The organism is Mesorhizobium sp. WSM4829 (assembly GCF_055811475.1).
Map to the genome: position 1 here is coordinate 17,003 of NZ_JBVVQJ010000040.1, position 15,293 is coordinate 32,295.

The 15,293-nt window shown below is 59.7% G+C and carries 7 protein-coding genes and 3 pseudogenes; 4 read left to right on the forward strand and 6 right to left on the reverse strand.

Annotated features, from left to right (window positions below):
* Nucleotides 1-151 precede the first annotated feature (151 nt).
* Complete coding sequence (locus AC0L17_RS28250; RefSeq protein ID WP_473518189.1) at nucleotides 152-2,398, reverse strand: heavy metal translocating P-type ATPase; 2,247 nt, start codon at nucleotides 2,396-2,398, stop codon at nucleotides 152-154.
* Nucleotides 2,399-2,468: 70 nt separating this feature from the next.
* Here AC0L17_RS28250 and AC0L17_RS28255 point away from each other — a divergent pair, with 70 nt between their 5' ends.
* Nucleotides 2,469-2,891: a MerR family transcriptional regulator gene (locus AC0L17_RS28255; protein ID WP_473480639.1), complete on the forward strand. Its 423-nt coding sequence runs from the start codon at nucleotides 2,469-2,471 to the stop codon at nucleotides 2,889-2,891.
* Nucleotides 2,892-3,409: 518 nt separating this feature from the next.
* On the opposite strand, the gene AC0L17_RS28260 is transcribed toward AC0L17_RS28255, so the two are convergent.
* The 3 genes and pseudogenes from AC0L17_RS28260 to AC0L17_RS28270 all read right to left on the reverse strand — a co-directional run bounded on the left by AC0L17_RS28260 (nucleotide 3,410) and on the right by AC0L17_RS28270 (nucleotide 6,814).
* On the reverse strand, nucleotides 3,410-4,525 hold the full coding sequence (locus AC0L17_RS28260; protein WP_473518190.1) for a Fic family protein: 1,116 nt from the start codon (nucleotides 4,523-4,525) through the stop codon (nucleotides 3,410-3,412).
* A 180-nt stretch (nucleotides 4,526-4,705) separates the two neighbouring features.
* A pseudogene (locus tag AC0L17_RS28265) lies at nucleotides 4,706-5,645 on the reverse strand (IS481 family transposase).
* A gap of 187 nt (nucleotides 5,646-5,832) precedes the next feature.
* Nucleotides 5,833-6,814 (reverse strand): annotated as a pseudogene (locus AC0L17_RS28270) (LLM class flavin-dependent oxidoreductase).
* On the opposite strand from AC0L17_RS28270, the gene AC0L17_RS28275 reads away from it, so the two are divergent.
* Nucleotides 6,743-6,937, forward strand: coding sequence for a hypothetical protein (locus AC0L17_RS28275; protein ID WP_473518212.1), 195 nt, complete (start codon nucleotides 6,743-6,745; stop codon nucleotides 6,935-6,937). The pseudogene AC0L17_RS28270 and the gene AC0L17_RS28275 overlap by 72 nt on opposite strands.
* Before the next feature lie 11 nt (nucleotides 6,938-6,948).
* Here the strand turns inward: AC0L17_RS28275 and hisC are convergent.
* A pseudogene (gene hisC, locus AC0L17_RS28280) lies at nucleotides 6,949-8,105 on the reverse strand (histidinol-phosphate transaminase).
* Between the two features lie 232 nt (nucleotides 8,106-8,337).
* Nucleotides 8,338-10,122: a nif-specific transcriptional activator NifA gene (gene nifA / locus AC0L17_RS28285; protein ID WP_473480733.1), complete on the reverse strand. Its 1,785-nt coding sequence runs from the start codon at nucleotides 10,120-10,122 to the stop codon at nucleotides 8,338-8,340.
* A gap of 1,152 nt (nucleotides 10,123-11,274) precedes the next feature.
* Between nifA and AC0L17_RS28290 the strand changes: the two genes are divergently transcribed.
* Nucleotides 11,275-12,576: a dicarboxylate/amino acid:cation symporter gene (locus AC0L17_RS28290; protein WP_473518205.1), complete on the forward strand. Its 1,302-nt coding sequence runs from the start codon at nucleotides 11,275-11,277 to the stop codon at nucleotides 12,574-12,576.
* 282 nt (nucleotides 12,577-12,858) lie between these two features.
* Nucleotides 12,859-13,923, forward strand: coding sequence for a LacI family DNA-binding transcriptional regulator (locus AC0L17_RS28295; RefSeq protein ID WP_473518206.1), 1,065 nt, complete (start codon nucleotides 12,859-12,861; stop codon nucleotides 13,921-13,923).
* The last annotated feature ends 1,370 nt before the right edge of the window (nucleotides 13,924-15,293 follow it).

Genomic DNA, 15,293 nt, shown 5'->3' on the forward strand with positions numbered 1-15,293 from the left:
CGCCGGCTAGCATCAGCCGGGCGCAGCTGCTCACCCAAAAGGGCAATCGCCAGAAATGCCCCGATAAACGGCGCGGGCGAATAATAAGCGCCGCTTCGATGCGAATGGTTGTTGCTCATCGGCCATCCCAAACGACATAGAAGGCGGCAATCTACACCCCACCTTTCCAGCGCAACAGCCGCATGGCGTTGGCTGTCACCAGCACCGTCGCGCCTGTGTCAGCGAGAATGGCGGGCCACAGGCCGGTGATGCCGACTACGGTCGTCACCAGGAACACCGCCTTGAGCCCCAACGCCATCGTGATGTTCTGCTTGATGTTGGCCATGGTCGCCTGAGACAGTTTTATCATCGCCGCGACATCGCCGACGCGGCCATGCAGCACCGCCGCATCTGCCGTCTCCAGGGCGACATCGGTGCCGCCGCCCATGGCAATGCCGATGTCGGCCGCGGCGAGCGCCGGCGCATCGTTGATGCCGTCGCCGACCTTAGCGACCGTCAGCCCCTGCCCTTTCAACTCGCCGATAATGCGCTGCTTGTCTTCGGGCAGCAGGTCCGAGCGCACCTCGATATCGAGGTGCTTGCCGATTGCTGCCGCCGTGCGCTGGTTGTCGCCAGTCAGCATGACAGTCCTGATGCCAACATCGGTCAGCGCCTTGAGGCCGGCCTGCGCGTCCGGCCGAGGCTCGTCGCGCATGGCGATGAAACCGGCCAGCACATCGTTGATTAGCAGCACCGACACCGACTTGCCCTGGTCGTTGAGTTCGGCGATGCGGGCCGCCTGCTCGGCCGGCAGCGCGACCTTCTCGCCTCCAGCGATCGGCGAGCCCAGGAACACGTTCTTACCGCCAATGCGACCTACGACGCCCTTGCCGCCGAGCGCCTTGGCCCCCGCCGCTGGCGGCATCGGCACGCGATCGGCCTTGGCCTTTCGCAGGATAGCCAGGGCCAGCGGATGGCTCGATCCGGTTTCGAGTGCAGCGGCCAGCGATAGCACCTCTTTTTCGCTGATCCCGATGGCCACGACATCCGTCACCACGGGCTTGCCTTCAGTCAGCGTCCCGGTCTTGTCCAAAGCCACGGCGGTGATCTTGCCCAAGCCTTCCAGCACCGCGCCGCCTTTCATTAAAAGACCACGCTTGGCGCCGGCCGAGAGCGAGGCGGCGATTGCCGCCGGCACCGATATGACGAGCGCGCAGGGGCAGCCGATGAGCAGCAGCGCCAGGCCTTTGTAGATCCATTCGTTCCGGTCGCCGCCGAAGGCCAGCGGCGGGACGACGGCCACCAGAGCCCCCACGGCGACGACTGCGGGCGTATACCAGCGTGAGAAACGGTCGATGAAGCGTTCCGTCGGCGCCTTTCTTTCCTGGGCCTCCTCGACCAGCTTGACGATGCGGGCGATGGTGTTGTCGGACGCCGCAGCTGTGACGGTGATGCGCAACACGCCGTCGCCATTAATGGTGCCGGCGAACACGTCCGCGTCGACGCCCTTGCGCACCGGCACGCTTTCCCCCGACACCGGCGATTCATCGATGGCGCTTTCCCCCTCGATGATCTTGCCGTCGGCTGGAATGCGATCGCCCGGCCGCACCAGAATGACGGCGCCAACCCCAAGGACTTCGGCCGGAACTTCGCGCGTGGCGCCATTCTCCTCCAGGAATGCCGTCTTGGGCACCAGCGTGGTCAGCGCCTGGATGCTGGAGCGCGCCTTGCCGGCGGCCACGCCTTCCAGCAACTCGCCGACGAGGAACAGGAAGACCACGGTGGCTGCTTCCTCGCCGGCACCGATGATGACGGCGCCGATCGCGGCGATGGTCATCAGCATTTCGATGGTGAAGGGAATGCCGGCGAGCGCGGCCATCACAGCTCGCCGTGCAATTGGCACCAGTCCGATCAGCATGGCGGCAATGAAAAGCCAGACGCCGGTGGCCGGCCAGACATAGTGAATCGCAAAAGCTGCGGCCAATGCGGCGCCGCTGGCGATGCTCAGCCGGCCTTTGGCGCTGTTCCACCACGGCCCCGTGGCCGGCGTGCGGTCGTGGCCATGCAAGCCCTCCACGTCGTCGTGGTCATCTTTGGCTGTGCCGGCATGGTCGCGGCCAGCATGGTCGTGGCCAGCGTGGTCATGGCCGCCTTTGGTGCCGTGCCCGACCGGCTTGGCAATCTGTCCGGCTTCGCTCGTGAGCTGAGCCACAGAATAGCCGAGGCCCGTCACCTTCTTTTCGATCGCGGCGAGGTCGCTTTCGGCAGTGTGCCTGACGGTCATGGTGGCGGCAGTGACCGAGACGTTCACATCCCGGACTCCATGCATGCGGCGCACCGCGCTATCGATTTTCGTCGCGCAGCCGGCACAATCCATGCCTTCAACGCGATAACGAGTTTGTGCGGCGGTTGCAGCCATCGTCTCACTCCTTGAACCATTCCAGCGGCACGCTACATTCTCTAGCGACTAGAGGAGCAAGCGAAAAATCATGCGCAGTGTCCCGATTGGCGAAGCGGCACGACAGAGCGGCGTGAAAGTGCCGACCATCCGCTACTATGAGCAGATCGGCCTGCTGCCCGCGCCGAACCGCAGCGAGGGCAATCGACGGCACTATGAAACCAGCGATTTGCGCCGGCTGGCGTTTATTCGCCATTCACGCGAGTTGGGGTTCGACATCGAAGCCATCCGCACCCTGCTGACGTTGCAGGATAATCCCAGCCAACCCTGCGCCACGGCCGACACCATAGCCCAGGCGCGGCTGGCCGACGTCGTTCAGCGGATACGCAGCCTCACGGCATTGAAGGCCGAACTGGAACTCATGGTCGAAGGCTGCCGGCACGGGAAGGTCGGCGAATGCCGGGTGATTGAGGTGCTGGCCGATCACAGTCAATGCGAACACGCCCGGCACTGACTGGACCCGATCTCGAACGATCTAATCATTCGTGAGCCGGCCTTTCCGCCACCATCCAGGTCATGAGGCGCGACTGCACGGCGAGGTGATTTTTGACCACGGCGAAGCCACGAGCTGAAGTGCGGCTTGCACTCCGGCAATTGTCCGGAAACGGTAGCAGCGGCCCTCTATTCCTTTGCATCGGCGCGTCACAAGGACGTGATTTGCTTTGCCCATGTAACAAACCAGATGGGCCAGACCGAAGGTGATTTGAGAAAGGCGGAGCGGCACCGCCGATGCGTTGGCCGTATCGCTTCGGTCGCCCGAAATGCCATGAACATTGCCGACACTTGAAGATAAAAACAAGCTGGGACCGCAACCGTTGCCCTGAAATTCTCAGCGAAATGCAGACGGACCCGTTTAAGTCGGACTTGGTGCCCAGGCGTTGCCCAGCGCGATCCTGAATTCATAGACCTTTTTGCTCAAAACTTCGGACGTGTAGCTGCGCGAGTAAGGTGGCAATAAATCTGTGCTGCGGTTTACCTGCGGTCATCCAGAATGTTCAGGGCGTAACGCGTGTGTCGCCGTTCGCCAGTTCTTGTCATCGCGCCCTTGGAAACGAGGTCTTGCAGATCTCTTGTCGCCGTCGCGCGCGATGCTTGAGTGATGGCGATATAATTCTCGGCGCTGAGCCCTCCTTTGAACCCGTCGATGCCTGCGCGGAACATTCGGGCGATGACCTTTTCCTGCCGCTCGTTGAACTGGTTTCGGTAGCGTTCGTAAAACTTGGCTTTAGCTACGGAGAATTCGACGCGGACCAGCGTTACGCGTTGCGCTTCAAGGATCGTGTTGGCAAAGTAGAGCAGCCAATTTGTTACCGCGTTGCTCTTATTGCTGGCCTGCAGGTTGTCGTAGTAGGCCTTGCGGTGGCGTTCGATCGTGTATGCCAAAGCGATGAGACTTGGTTCACCCAGGCTTTGAGCAAGCGCCTTTTCGCAGAGGGCACGGCCAACGCGGCCGTTGCCATCCTCAAACGGGTGGATGCTCTCGAAATAAAGGTGCGCGATACCGGCTCGCGTCAACGCCGGGAGCGGCGTCTTACCTTTAGGCGCGGTATCGTTGAACCAAGCGGTGAAAGCATCCATTTCGGCTTTGACCCGCGCTGAGGGAGGTGCCTCGAAATGCATTTTGGGCTTATCCAGCCGATTGGAAACGATCTGCATGACGTCGGCATGCTGGCGGTAATTGCCAATGGTCTCAATACGCCGTTCCCCCGACATCACCATCTTGTGCCAAGCGTAGAGAGTGCGATGCGAGAGGGCATGGCCAAAATGTAAATACACGTCGGCCATCATTTCCGCGATGCCGCGCTCGGCAGGCGGAATGCGCCTGTTCTCGCTGCCCAGCCCAAGTTGCTGGCGCAGGGATGATTGCAGGCTCTCGCGGTTGAGGTATTCCCCTTCAATCGCGGATGTCTTCAAGGCCTCTTCACTGATAAGATCGATGCGTATCTGGTCGCGATCGTCAGAACCGACGTGCCGAAAGACACCCAGGAACTCACCCGATCGGAGCAGGAATTCGCTTTCCAGCGGTTCCGATTCTTCCTTATCGTAGGTAAAATGCGGCCAGTCAGCCTGCTCCCAATTCCATACCATGAGTTATAGCGCACCTTTCTATAACTCATAGTGCGCTAAATAATGAGCTATAGCAATCTTCCCTATGCCTCTCTATGCCTCAGAAGCTGGGGCTTTGCCCTGGTACGCACAAGTCCGGCCCTCTCTCGCGAAACGAAATCGGGGCGATTTCTTAATCGGCAGGCCGGTCGCTCCAAGTATCTAGGTGTTTAGTCCCGGCATTTGATGGGTGGGATCGAATCGGAACCGTTCAGGCTCTTTTGCCCAGATTTTGCAGATGAACTCGTGGGGTGTGAGGCCCTTGAGGGTCTTAAGCCGGCGCGCGAAATTGTAAGAAGTCGGCGAGATGCCGGCGCAGTTGATCGTGATCGTCATAGTGGAAGCGCTTGACGGTGGCGTCCTTGATGGTCCGATTCATCCGCTCGACCTGGCCGTTCGTCCAGGGATGGTTGATCTTTGTGAGCCGGTGCTCGATGCCATGTTGGTCGCAGATGCCGTCGAAGATGTGCTGAAGGGCATGCCGGTCGCAGGTCCGGTTGGTGAACTGAATGCCGTTGTCGGTCAGAATGGTATGGATGGCATAGGGCACGGTCGCGATCAGGTTGCGAAGGAATTGGGCGACCGCCATCTTGCCCGCCGTCGGGTGCAATTCCGCATAGGCGAATTTCGACGTCCGATCGATGGCCACGAAAAGGCGCAGCTTGCCCTCGGCGGTCTGCACCTCGGCGAGGTCGATATGGAAATAGCCGAGCGGATAGGCGTTGAACTTCTTCCTGGCCGGCTTGTCGGCGTCCTGCGGCAGCCGCGAAATGTCATGGCGCTGAAGGCAGCGATGCAACGACGAGCGCGTCAGATGCGGGATCGAGGGCTGTAGGGCATAGAGGCAATCATCCAGCGCCAGCAACGTGTGCTTGCGAAAGGCGACGATCACCGCTTCCTCTTCGAGCGACAGCACTGTCGATCTTGGTTTCTTCGGGCCGGTGGGAAGATCGGCGGTCGAGGTCCGGTTCCTCCACTTTCTAACGGTCTTCTGATCGATGCCGTAGCGCTTGGCCAGCGCTCTCAGGCTCTCTTGACTATGCTGTATCGCTCGACGGACTGCCTCTGTCGTCGTGGCGCGGCGGTGTAGAACCTGTCCCATAGCGCATCCTTTGATTCGGACGGCAATGATGCGCCATTAAAGTCCGGGATCAAACATCTAGGGCCTCCACAAGCGTGCGCGCCCTCCACCCACACACCAAGCACTATATCGGCATCATGCGCGGGACCGGGAAGGTGATGGTGCGCCGGAGAAAATTCAACTCCGAAGGCGGAGCGCGCATTCCACGTCAGGTAACTCGAGCCATGATTTCAGATTGGATCGTCCTTGCGGTGTATAGCGAAGCGTCTAAGGACAGATTCCCAAATGCAAGTTGGCAAAGTAGATAATTAGCACCGGCCTCTTCGAGCTGATCAAGAAGAGCTTGTCGCGCGGAAGATGCCGTTCCCACCACGCACAATTCGCTTTCGATTGCTGCATCCAAGCTCAGCGGCAGATTTGGGGGCGTCTGGAGCGCATTGAGGTCGTAGAGGAACCTGAAGCTCTTGAGCCATCGTTCGTAAGCGGATGCCGCGAGCGCATATGCATCTGTTTCCGATCGCGCGATCACGACCATGCGGAGCATTCCAAGAAATGGCCCTCGCTCGTCCGCGTCGGCACTGCGCTCCCGGCAGGCTCGGAATGCATCTGTGATTCTGCGAACAGAAGAGGCAGGTCCCAGGCACGCGATATTGGCGCCACTTGAAGCGGCCCAGCTGGCCGACTCGGGTCTATTGGTGGCGATCCATGTCGGTGGATGGGGGCGCTGATAAGATCTCAGCGTCAAAGGGACGTCATTCAGCTCAAAATGGCGGCCGCGATAGGACAGCGTGTCGCCCTTCATCGCCTTGATGAGGATTTCGCTGGCTTCCGCGTAGTGACCTGGCGCCGCCTCCGCAGCAATCCCGAAGTAACCCAGTTCGACTGGGAGAGAGCCGCGCCCTATACCCAGTTCGACCCTGCCACCACTCAATTGGTCCAGCATGCAGATCTCCTCGAACGCACGCAGCGGATGATAAAGGGCAAGGAGCATTACCATCGGGCCGACGCGAAGGTGCCGGGTGCGCTGGACGACGCTAGATAAGAACAGATTCGGCGATGGGGCCCCTCCCGTGCGGAGTGCAGTGGTGCTCTGCCAGATGATATGCGTAGAAACCAAGGTGATCGCAGGCCTCTGCCAAACTCAGGCGATCGGCGTATTGCCGGGCAATCTCGCAGCCGTCCTCGTCCAGATGGTCGAATATGCCGAAGGTCAGGCCCTGTGGGAAGGCATTCTTCACGCGATTTTCTCCAACTCTTTGCAACAGTTCGTGGCTCGCAATGATGCAAGCAAATTCAAATTATCGGTCGCTTAATGGCCGGGGAGCTATCGACTGGTTAAGGCAGCAGCCGCTGACCGCCGGCACAGCGGGATCGTTTCCTCCGCCCTTCCTGCTATCTCTCTGGCGGCGTCAAGGAATTCATCCATCTCGGTTTTTGTACCGATGCTGATGCGGATGTAATTTTCCAGCCCTGCATCCGGAAAGAAGGCGACGAGTATCTTTTGCCTTTCCAAGGCTGCTTGCCACCATGAGCCTTCCTGCCCCGGTGGAACACGCGCTAGCAGGAAATTTGCGTGAGAAGGTATTACGGAAAATCCGAGTTTCGACAGTGCCACCGTCACTCGCTGTCTTTCATCCCTGATGTGCTTGTGGTTCTCGGCATAGGCGCCGCGGTGCCCAAGCACACTGATGCCAACAGCCTGGCCGATCACGTTCATGTTGAAGACGTTCTGGAGATCCCGCAGCCTGCCAATGACTTCGGGGTGGCCAAGTCCGAAACCGACGCGAATGCCGGCGGTGGCATAGCTTTTCGAGAATGTTCTCAAGATCAGGAGGTTTGGATAGCGATCGAGGAGATGCAGACCATTGTCCGGTGCAAAATCGACATAGGCCTCATCCAAGACAATCAGACGGTCTGATTGTGATACCAGGCGTTCAACATCGGCCACAGGAACAAACGTTCCGGTCGGATTGTTTGGGTTGGCCAGCAGAATGAACTTGGCATCTTTTGCCGGTCCCAAAAGCAAGTCTTCGACGGGCAAGGAATGATCTGCGCACCATCCGATTTCGAGAAATTGAGCACCCTGCAAACGGGCAAGTTTGCGGTTGAACGAAAACCCCGGCGACATCATCGCCATTCTGTCTCCTGGAACCAGGAAAGCTCTGTAGATAAGCCCGAGCAGTTCAGACGATCCGTTTCCGGCGATCACCTGATCCTTCGAGACGCCGTAGGCTTCCGACGCTGCTTGCCTTAAGCTGACGTTGTCGTCTTCTGGATATAGATTTCTGGATATAGATATTGCCGTTCAAGAGCCGCCATCGCACTTTGCATTATGGCTTTCGGCAACGGAAACGGGTTCTCGTTCGTGTTTAGCTTGACGCAACAAGGATCCGGCGCCGGTTTGTCGGACAGCAGAACATCTAACTGTCCCGCTACCTGCGAAAGGGAAGAAAGCACAGTTTGCAGTTTTGCATCAGACATCAATTTTTCTCCGTTTCAGTCTCAGTGCGTCCGGCACGAGCTGGTGATCAAGACAGGGCCTGGACCACCGACGATAGCGCTGCCGTGAGACCCGGGTGCACGGTGGGGCGACGACCGCGGGGGCAGCGCGGTCTGTGCGATCGGATCGGAATTGCAGGAGCCCCGCATCACTCCTCAAGGGCGCCAAGGCACGAATACTTGATTGTCCCAGCTACTCGGCTCGGTGATTTGTTCAAAGACGTTTGATCACGATGCCGTATTTCCTCAACACGTAGCCGATCTGGCGCGGCGTCAGTCCGAGCAGGCGTGCCGCCTTTGCCTGGACCCAGCCACATCTCTCCATCGCCTGGATGACACGTTCGGCATCGGCCATTCTCGCAGAGTGGACTACCCCGACTGGGTCCAGCGGCGGCTGCCCTTCGGTCGCTGACGGCGGTGGGACGGCGGCAGAACTAACCCCAGCAGCCGGCGGTATGGCCCGAACCACTGGTAGCGGCCCGATCGGCGAAGGTTGCAGCGCGACTTTGCCAACTCTGCAATTATGCAGCGCCTCGGCGAAGCATTTGCCCTGGCAGCATGCAAAGTCGTCTTTCCCGATTGATGGCCCCGCCGCCAGAACCGCGGCACGATACACGCAGTTTTCCAGTTCGCGAATGTTGCCGGGAAAGTCACAGTTTATCAGTACTTCGATCGCGCTCGGATCGAAGGTCAACATAAGGCCATTCTCATCGTTGAAATTCTTGAGAAACTCAGCTGCAAGTAGCGGAATATCGCTGCGCCTTTCGCGAAGCGGCGGCACCAGCAAGGGAACAACACTGATGCGGTAGTAGAGGTCGGCACGGAACTCGTTTCTGGCAACTGCCTCTTCCAGGTTCTTGTTCGTGGCGGCAATGATGCGGACGTCGACTTTAATGGTTTGGTTGCCCCCGACCCGCTCAAACTCCTGCTCCTGCAGCACGCGCAAGAGCTTTGCCTGGAACGAGGCCGAAATCTCGCCAATCTCGTCTAGGAACAATGTCCCCTTGTCGGCGAGCTCAAAGCGCCCCTTGCGCGAGTTGAACGCACTTGTGAATGCACCCTTCTCATGGCCGAACAATTCGGATTCCAGCACAGTCTCGGGTAGCGCCGCGCAATTGAGCTTGATGAAGGGCCGCTTGGCGCGCGGGGACAACTCGTGGATAGCCTTGGCGACCAGCTCCTTACCGGTACCGGATTCGCCTCGCAACAGAACCGCAATCTTGGCCTTGGCTACGAGCGCGACCTTCTCAAGCAGACCTCGCAACGCCAAACTGTCGCCAATCATCCCCTCCACGTGAGTGTTACGCTGCGGGGCCAGGCGCTTCTGCTTTGGCAGGGAGTCCTGCTTTGCCATCGGTTGCTCGCGGTCGCCCTCGAAAGAGCGATGCGACTTCACTGCCTGCCCTACCAGGTTGGCGACTAGCGGGAGCAGACAGAGGCTGTAATCGAGCCAAACTCTTGAGCCATGGCGCAGTACGTGGTCGATAGTCAGCGTGCCCACGACATTTGCATCGACGCTAATGGGAACGCCGATGAAGGACACTGGTATGTCGTCGGAAGCCCCGAGCACGTCCATGTCGGCGGCGGTGAAAGCCGGATGAACCGCGATGTTCTCGGTGGCCAGGGGCTTGTCCGTCGCCAAAACCTGGTCGATTGCATTCCGCGGAAGGTACGTCCGGCAGCGCTCACTGCAGCTCTCGGTCCGGCCAGCGCCTGCGATGATTTCCAGTTCGCCATCACCGTCGAAAAGAGAGATGATGCCGTGCCTCATCTGCAGAAACGATCGCAGCAGGTCTACAACCTTGGCCAGCCTGACCTCGAGCCCGGAGGGGGCGGTGAGCGCTTTCGAAATTTCGTAGATGCCGGCAAGCGCGCTCGCGCGCGACGGCAGAATGGCGGGTTCCAAGTCATCCCTTTTGGTGTCGTGGAGTGATGTGCAGCTTGACGAAGTCTGCTCAGCACTTTCTTCAGATTGGCGACCATTGTCCTGATCTAACATGTCATCCTCGATCTTGGGGCGCGACAGCAACGCCGCGCCATCTGGATCTGCGATGTCCCCGGCGTAGACGCATCGTCAGATGGCATCAGGGCCCGAACCAACGATGGCCGGCACCAACAAGAATTTCTTCGCCCCGCGAGCCGCAGCATGATTGGCGCACTTGCTTGCGGGTGGGAGCCGCTTACCGGAACGCTTGAGACGTTGATGCAGGTAGTCGTGAGGTGTCGGCGGCAGGACGCCAGAGTTCCGCAGGCGACATACTGCCTTGCATAAGATCAAGTGTGGGTCACGGTTTTGGGCGTCGGTCAGGCCCTGACGAGGGGCAAGCCCGAAAGACGCCGGAGGCAAGGCTTGATGCATGGCTCGGCTATTCCTTACTGAACTGGGGCGCGGTTCAGGCTTCCGGAGCGCAGCCACACGTTGCCCTACAGAGCGGGAATGAGGATGGCTAGTCAACCGAGCTTTCCTCGCATTTCTGAAAGGAAAGCACGAGGACATGATAGAATTCCATCAACTTAGATTTGCCGACGGATGGACATCGAACGGCAGAGTAACCGCGGCGTGTTCACGGAGGACCGGCGCGGTGAGCGTACAAGGTCGACGCCCCCGGGATGCTGTCGGCATTAGGGCGGCTGCGTCGACACTACGGCCCGAAGTGTCGTCGAGCGGCTAAAGTGTTCGCGCTATGAAGCATCTTCTGAGTCGCACCGATGCGCACCAAGTCCCGTGAATCATTCCGTCTTATCGACGACCCGTCGAGAAGCCACGGCTGCAGCGGGAGCGCGGTAAGAGCCCGCTCGTGTAGGGAATCCTCCACTTCCGTGCCCGGCCGGGTCGCAAATGCGACAAAGAAGCGAGCGGGCACAGCGGATCGCAGAGTTACCGACTGGTGGCTGTCAGGCTAAAGCAATGGGTGCAAAGCTGGCGTTAGTGTGGGATTTCGCCCGAGATGACGGCAACAGTGCGGAAGCTCGCACAACCCGCCCTTACTGAGGCTGCCTCACCGAGCGGAGGAATACCTTATTGGGCGCGGGCCTCCACTTGGCACAACACTTGCTGTCGACATGCCAGCAGCGCGTGACCGGAGCGCCGCGATGGGAGAAGCGCGGGAAGGGAGGAGGCCCCACCCCGATCCGGTCAGGGAGAGAAAAGCTGTTGGCTCCACCAATCCGAAGCGCGGGTCCCGTGCCCCGCAAGGCCTTCTACGCCCAGCTCTACATTCAGGTGCTTACCGCCATCGCCCTCGGTGTCGCAGTTGGCTATTTCTACCCGGAGGTCGGCGAGAGCCTGAAGCCGCTCGGCGATGCTTTCATCAAGCTTGTCAAGATGATTATCGCGCCGGTGATCTTCCTAACCGTGACGACCGGCATTGCCGGCATGAATGACCTCAAGAAGGTCGGCCGGGTCGCCGGCAAGGCAATGATCTATTTCCTCACCTTCTCGAGCCTCGCATTGATTGTCGGTCTCATTGTCGCAAATGTCGTTCAGCCGGGTGCCGGCCTGAACATCGATCCGGCGTCGCTCGATGCCCAGGCCGTGAAGGGCTATGCCGCCAAGGTCCACGAGCAGTCGGTGACCGGCTTCCTGATGAACATTATTCCCTCGACGATCGTTAGTGCCTTCGCCGAAGGCGACATCATGCAGGTCCTGTTCTTCTCGGTGCTGTTCGGCATTGCCCTGGCGATGGTTGGCGACACGGGCAAGCCTGTGCTTTCTTTGCTTCAGGCGCTCCTCGCGCCGGTGTTCAAGCTGGTCGGCATTCTGATGAGGGCCGCGCCCGTCGGCGCTTTCGGCGCCATGGCCTTTACCATCGGCAAATATGGCATCGGTTCGGTGGCCAACCTCGCCATGCTGGTCGCCACGTTCTATTTCACCGCCTTCCTCTTCGTATTCGGGATTCTAGGCGCGGTCTGCCGATACAACGGCTTCTCGATCTTTTCTCTCGTGTGCTACATCAAGGAAGAGCTGCTGCTGGTCCTAGCAACGTCCTCCTCGGAGGCCGCGCTGCCTTCGCTCATCGCGAAGATGGAGAACGCCGGCGCGAAGCGTTCCGTCGTGGGTCTCGTCATCCCGACTGGATATTCCTTCAATCTGGACGGCACCAATATCTACATGACGCTCGCCGCCCTCTTCATCGCCCAGGCAACGAACACGCACTTGTCGATTCCCGATCAGATTTTCCTATTGCTTGTCGCGATGCTTTCCTCGAAAGGCGCCGCAGGTATAACAGGGGCCGGCTTTATCACCTTGGCTGCTACGCTCTCCGTAATACCAAGCCTTCCCGTTGCTGGGATGGCCCTCATCCTTGGCGTGGACCGCTTCATGTCCGAATGCCGAGCGCTGACGAACGTAATCGGCAATGCGGTGGCCTCGCTGGTTGTCGCCCGCTGGGAAGGCGAACTGGATGAAACGCGCATGAAAGCTGCCTTCTACGGGAGCTTGCCGAGAGATTAAACCGACCACGCGCCCCAGCAAGATTGCTGCAGCGCGACCAGCCAAGTCGCCGGCTCATCAGCCACCAAACAATCGGCTCGCCGGGTCTAAACAGCGGTTCGCGGGCCACAGATCAGAAGCATCAAATGCGGTGAGGACAAGAAACATGGACGCCCTATGGAAACGGACCGCAGACCGAGACGCGCCCGGGTGCGCCTGGAGCGCTGATCAATGTATAGGCCGTCGATCGGGGAGGATGCCGAAATCACTTTGCCGCCCCAATCCGTCGCCGGCATGCACCGGATGACGGAGCGCCAGCCGATCAAAATCGGAGCGACGGCAAAGCGCCCTACAATTGCCGATCTCGCCCGCGAAGCGGGGGTGAGCGTGGCAACGGTCGATCGGGTGCTGAACGCTCGCCTTCCGGTGCGGGAGGAGACCGCGCGTCGCGTCCACCACGCGGCCCACGCGATCGGCTATCATGCTGCGGGACTTATCAAACAGCGCATGGGAAAGGACCTGCCCCGCTACCGGCTGGGCTTCATCTTGAGGAAACCGGCCCAGCATTTTTACCAGGAGTTCGCGCGCGAGATCGAGGCGTCGGTCAGTTCGGCCCACTGCTTCCACGGCATTCCGCTCATCGAATTCGCGCCGTCACATTTGCCTGGGGATCTGACGGCACTGCTTAAGGATCTTGGTAGCCGATGCCACGCAATCGCCATGGTGGCGCCAGACCACCCGAAGATCACGGCAACAGTCGAGGAGCTCAAGGCGAAAGGCATCCCCGTCTTTTCGCTACTTTCTGACTTCGCCGCCGGCGTGCGCGAGGGCTACATAGGTCTCAACAACCGCAGCGTCGGTCGGACGGCAGCTTGGATGTTCTCCAAGGTCGCTAAACGGTCTGGCAAGGTGGCCGTGTTTGTCGGCAGCCACCGTTTCCAGGGTCATGAGCTGCGGGAAAGCGGGTTCCGTTCCTATTTCCGTGAGAACGAGCCAGCATTCGAGGTGCTGGATACGCTCGTCAATCTTGAGAAGCGACAGATCACTTACGAGGCGCTGCTGGATCTTATGCAGCGGGAACCTGAGCTCGTCGGCTTCTACATGGCCGGCGGTGGCATGGAGGGAGCTATCTCCGCGCTCCGGGAAGAGGGCAAAGGCCAGGATCTCGTTGCGATCGTGAATGAAATCACGCCGGAGTCGCGGGAGGCCCTCGCGGACGACATCATCACGATGGCGGTGGCGACGCCACTGCGCCGACTTTGCCAGGAGCTGATGTTGCTGATGGATCGCGCCATCAAGACCGGCACCGCGGAGACGCCGGGGCAGACATTTCTCCCGTTTGACATCTATCTGCCGGAAAACATCTGAAATGATGTGATCTATCGCCATGGCCGACATTCCTTTCATGAATGCCTCGCAGTCCACTCCACTCGGGACGGTGTGCGCATTTCAAATGAAGTGTTCGCTCTGCTCATTCAGATCGAGAGCGAAGCCGTGCTGGGGGGATCTCCTCAATTCAATCACGTTAGATGAAGCTAAGCGTGAAGCTCTTACAAAGGAGCTTCGTCAGTTGTGGGAGCAGCGCTGCATTCAGCTGCATCCCTCACAAGCTGCTCGCGTCCGTCAAGGCGCCGATCGTTTGCTGGACGAAGCATAACGGGCCCACCAAAATGGCTCTTTCGCTTCATGCGGTGTTCCGAACAGGAGCGGTGTGTTGCCCAGAGTCGGCCCGCTCACTAATGGTCAGGCGACGCCGAGGCCGATCGGGGGCAGTTTTTGGCGCCGTTTTGCAGCAATGCTTGCTGATGGCTCAGCGAAGCCCCCCGTGATCGCCGGGCTGCCGGAGAGGCAACCAGGCGTGCGCCCTTCAGCATTCCCAAACCTGATCGTCGTCGGCCTTGAGAACGCGCCATCGATCGAACGCGAAAAGCGGGTTGGCCGGCCTTCAGGAGGAGGCGAACACAAGTGAAGCGGCTTGAAGCTCGGCGTGAAAGGGGAAACAACTTTTCCGGACATATCGTGAGCGCGGCAAACTCGCTCCCAAGAAGTATAGCGGCCCGGTAAAGGCTCGGGGAATTCATGCACTCCGCGGGCCACGAAAACGTCCTGCCCAGGGCAAGCCTATATTGGCTTTCCCGATTGCGCACGACGCCGCTGCGTGGCTCCGCCAAATCCACTCGGTCAGTACCGGGACGACGTTCCGACCAGGCGGCCGCCGCGGTACTCGTGGAAAAAGGGTCGCCCCAGCGACGACTGCGACGACGAGTAGCTTCGGTCAGGCTCCGTTCTTGTCGAAGGAGCCTGTCATGCTCTGCCGCTGCTGGACGACGCTCGATGCGAGTTCGACTCGGCTCGTGCCCTCCACTCTCCCAGCGCGCCAATTCTGCGCAGCTGTCCGTTCTTCTGCGCCAACCGATGTCGGTTCATGTTTTTAATCAGCGGGCTAGCGTCGGTAGCACCGGCCTTCGGAGGGTATGCCGTCCTGCACTGCCAGCGCAGATTGGATCGCAGCTCTTGAGCAGCTCCTTTCAGTTCGGATGCCAGCCGTCGCTCTACCATCGAAAACACGGGAGATAGCTTTTGCATGCTGCAGGAATCCACCACCTCCTCGGTCCCGAGATGGCATTTCTACTTGCTCTTAGGTGCTCATAGGAACCGGTCTGTTCCGGGGTGTGCGTCGCCAGCGGGGCTTGCTCGGGCGGTCGGATGCATATAGCTCGGCTACAGAAGAAGCGGCC

What these genes read in the sequence shown, in the direction of transcription:
- AC0L17_RS28250 (WP_473518189.1), bottom strand. Translation starts at nt 2,398, where the DNA reads ATGGCTGCAACCGCCGCACAAACTCGTTATCGCGTTGAAGGCATGGAT.
- AC0L17_RS28255 (WP_473480639.1), top strand. Translation starts at nt 2,469, where the DNA reads ATGCGCAGTGTCCCGATTGGCGAAGCGGCACGACAGAGCGGCGTGAAA.
- AC0L17_RS28260 (WP_473518190.1), bottom strand. Translation starts at nt 4,525, where the DNA reads ATGGTATGGAATTGGGAGCAGGCTGACTGGCCGCATTTTACCTACGAT.
- nifA (WP_473480733.1), bottom strand. Translation starts at nt 10,122, where the DNA reads ATGTTAGATCAGGACAATGGTCGCCAATCTGAAGAAAGTGCTGAGCAG.
- AC0L17_RS28295 (WP_473518206.1), top strand. Translation starts at nt 12,859, where the DNA reads ATGACGGAGCGCCAGCCGATCAAAATCGGAGCGACGGCAAAGCGCCCT.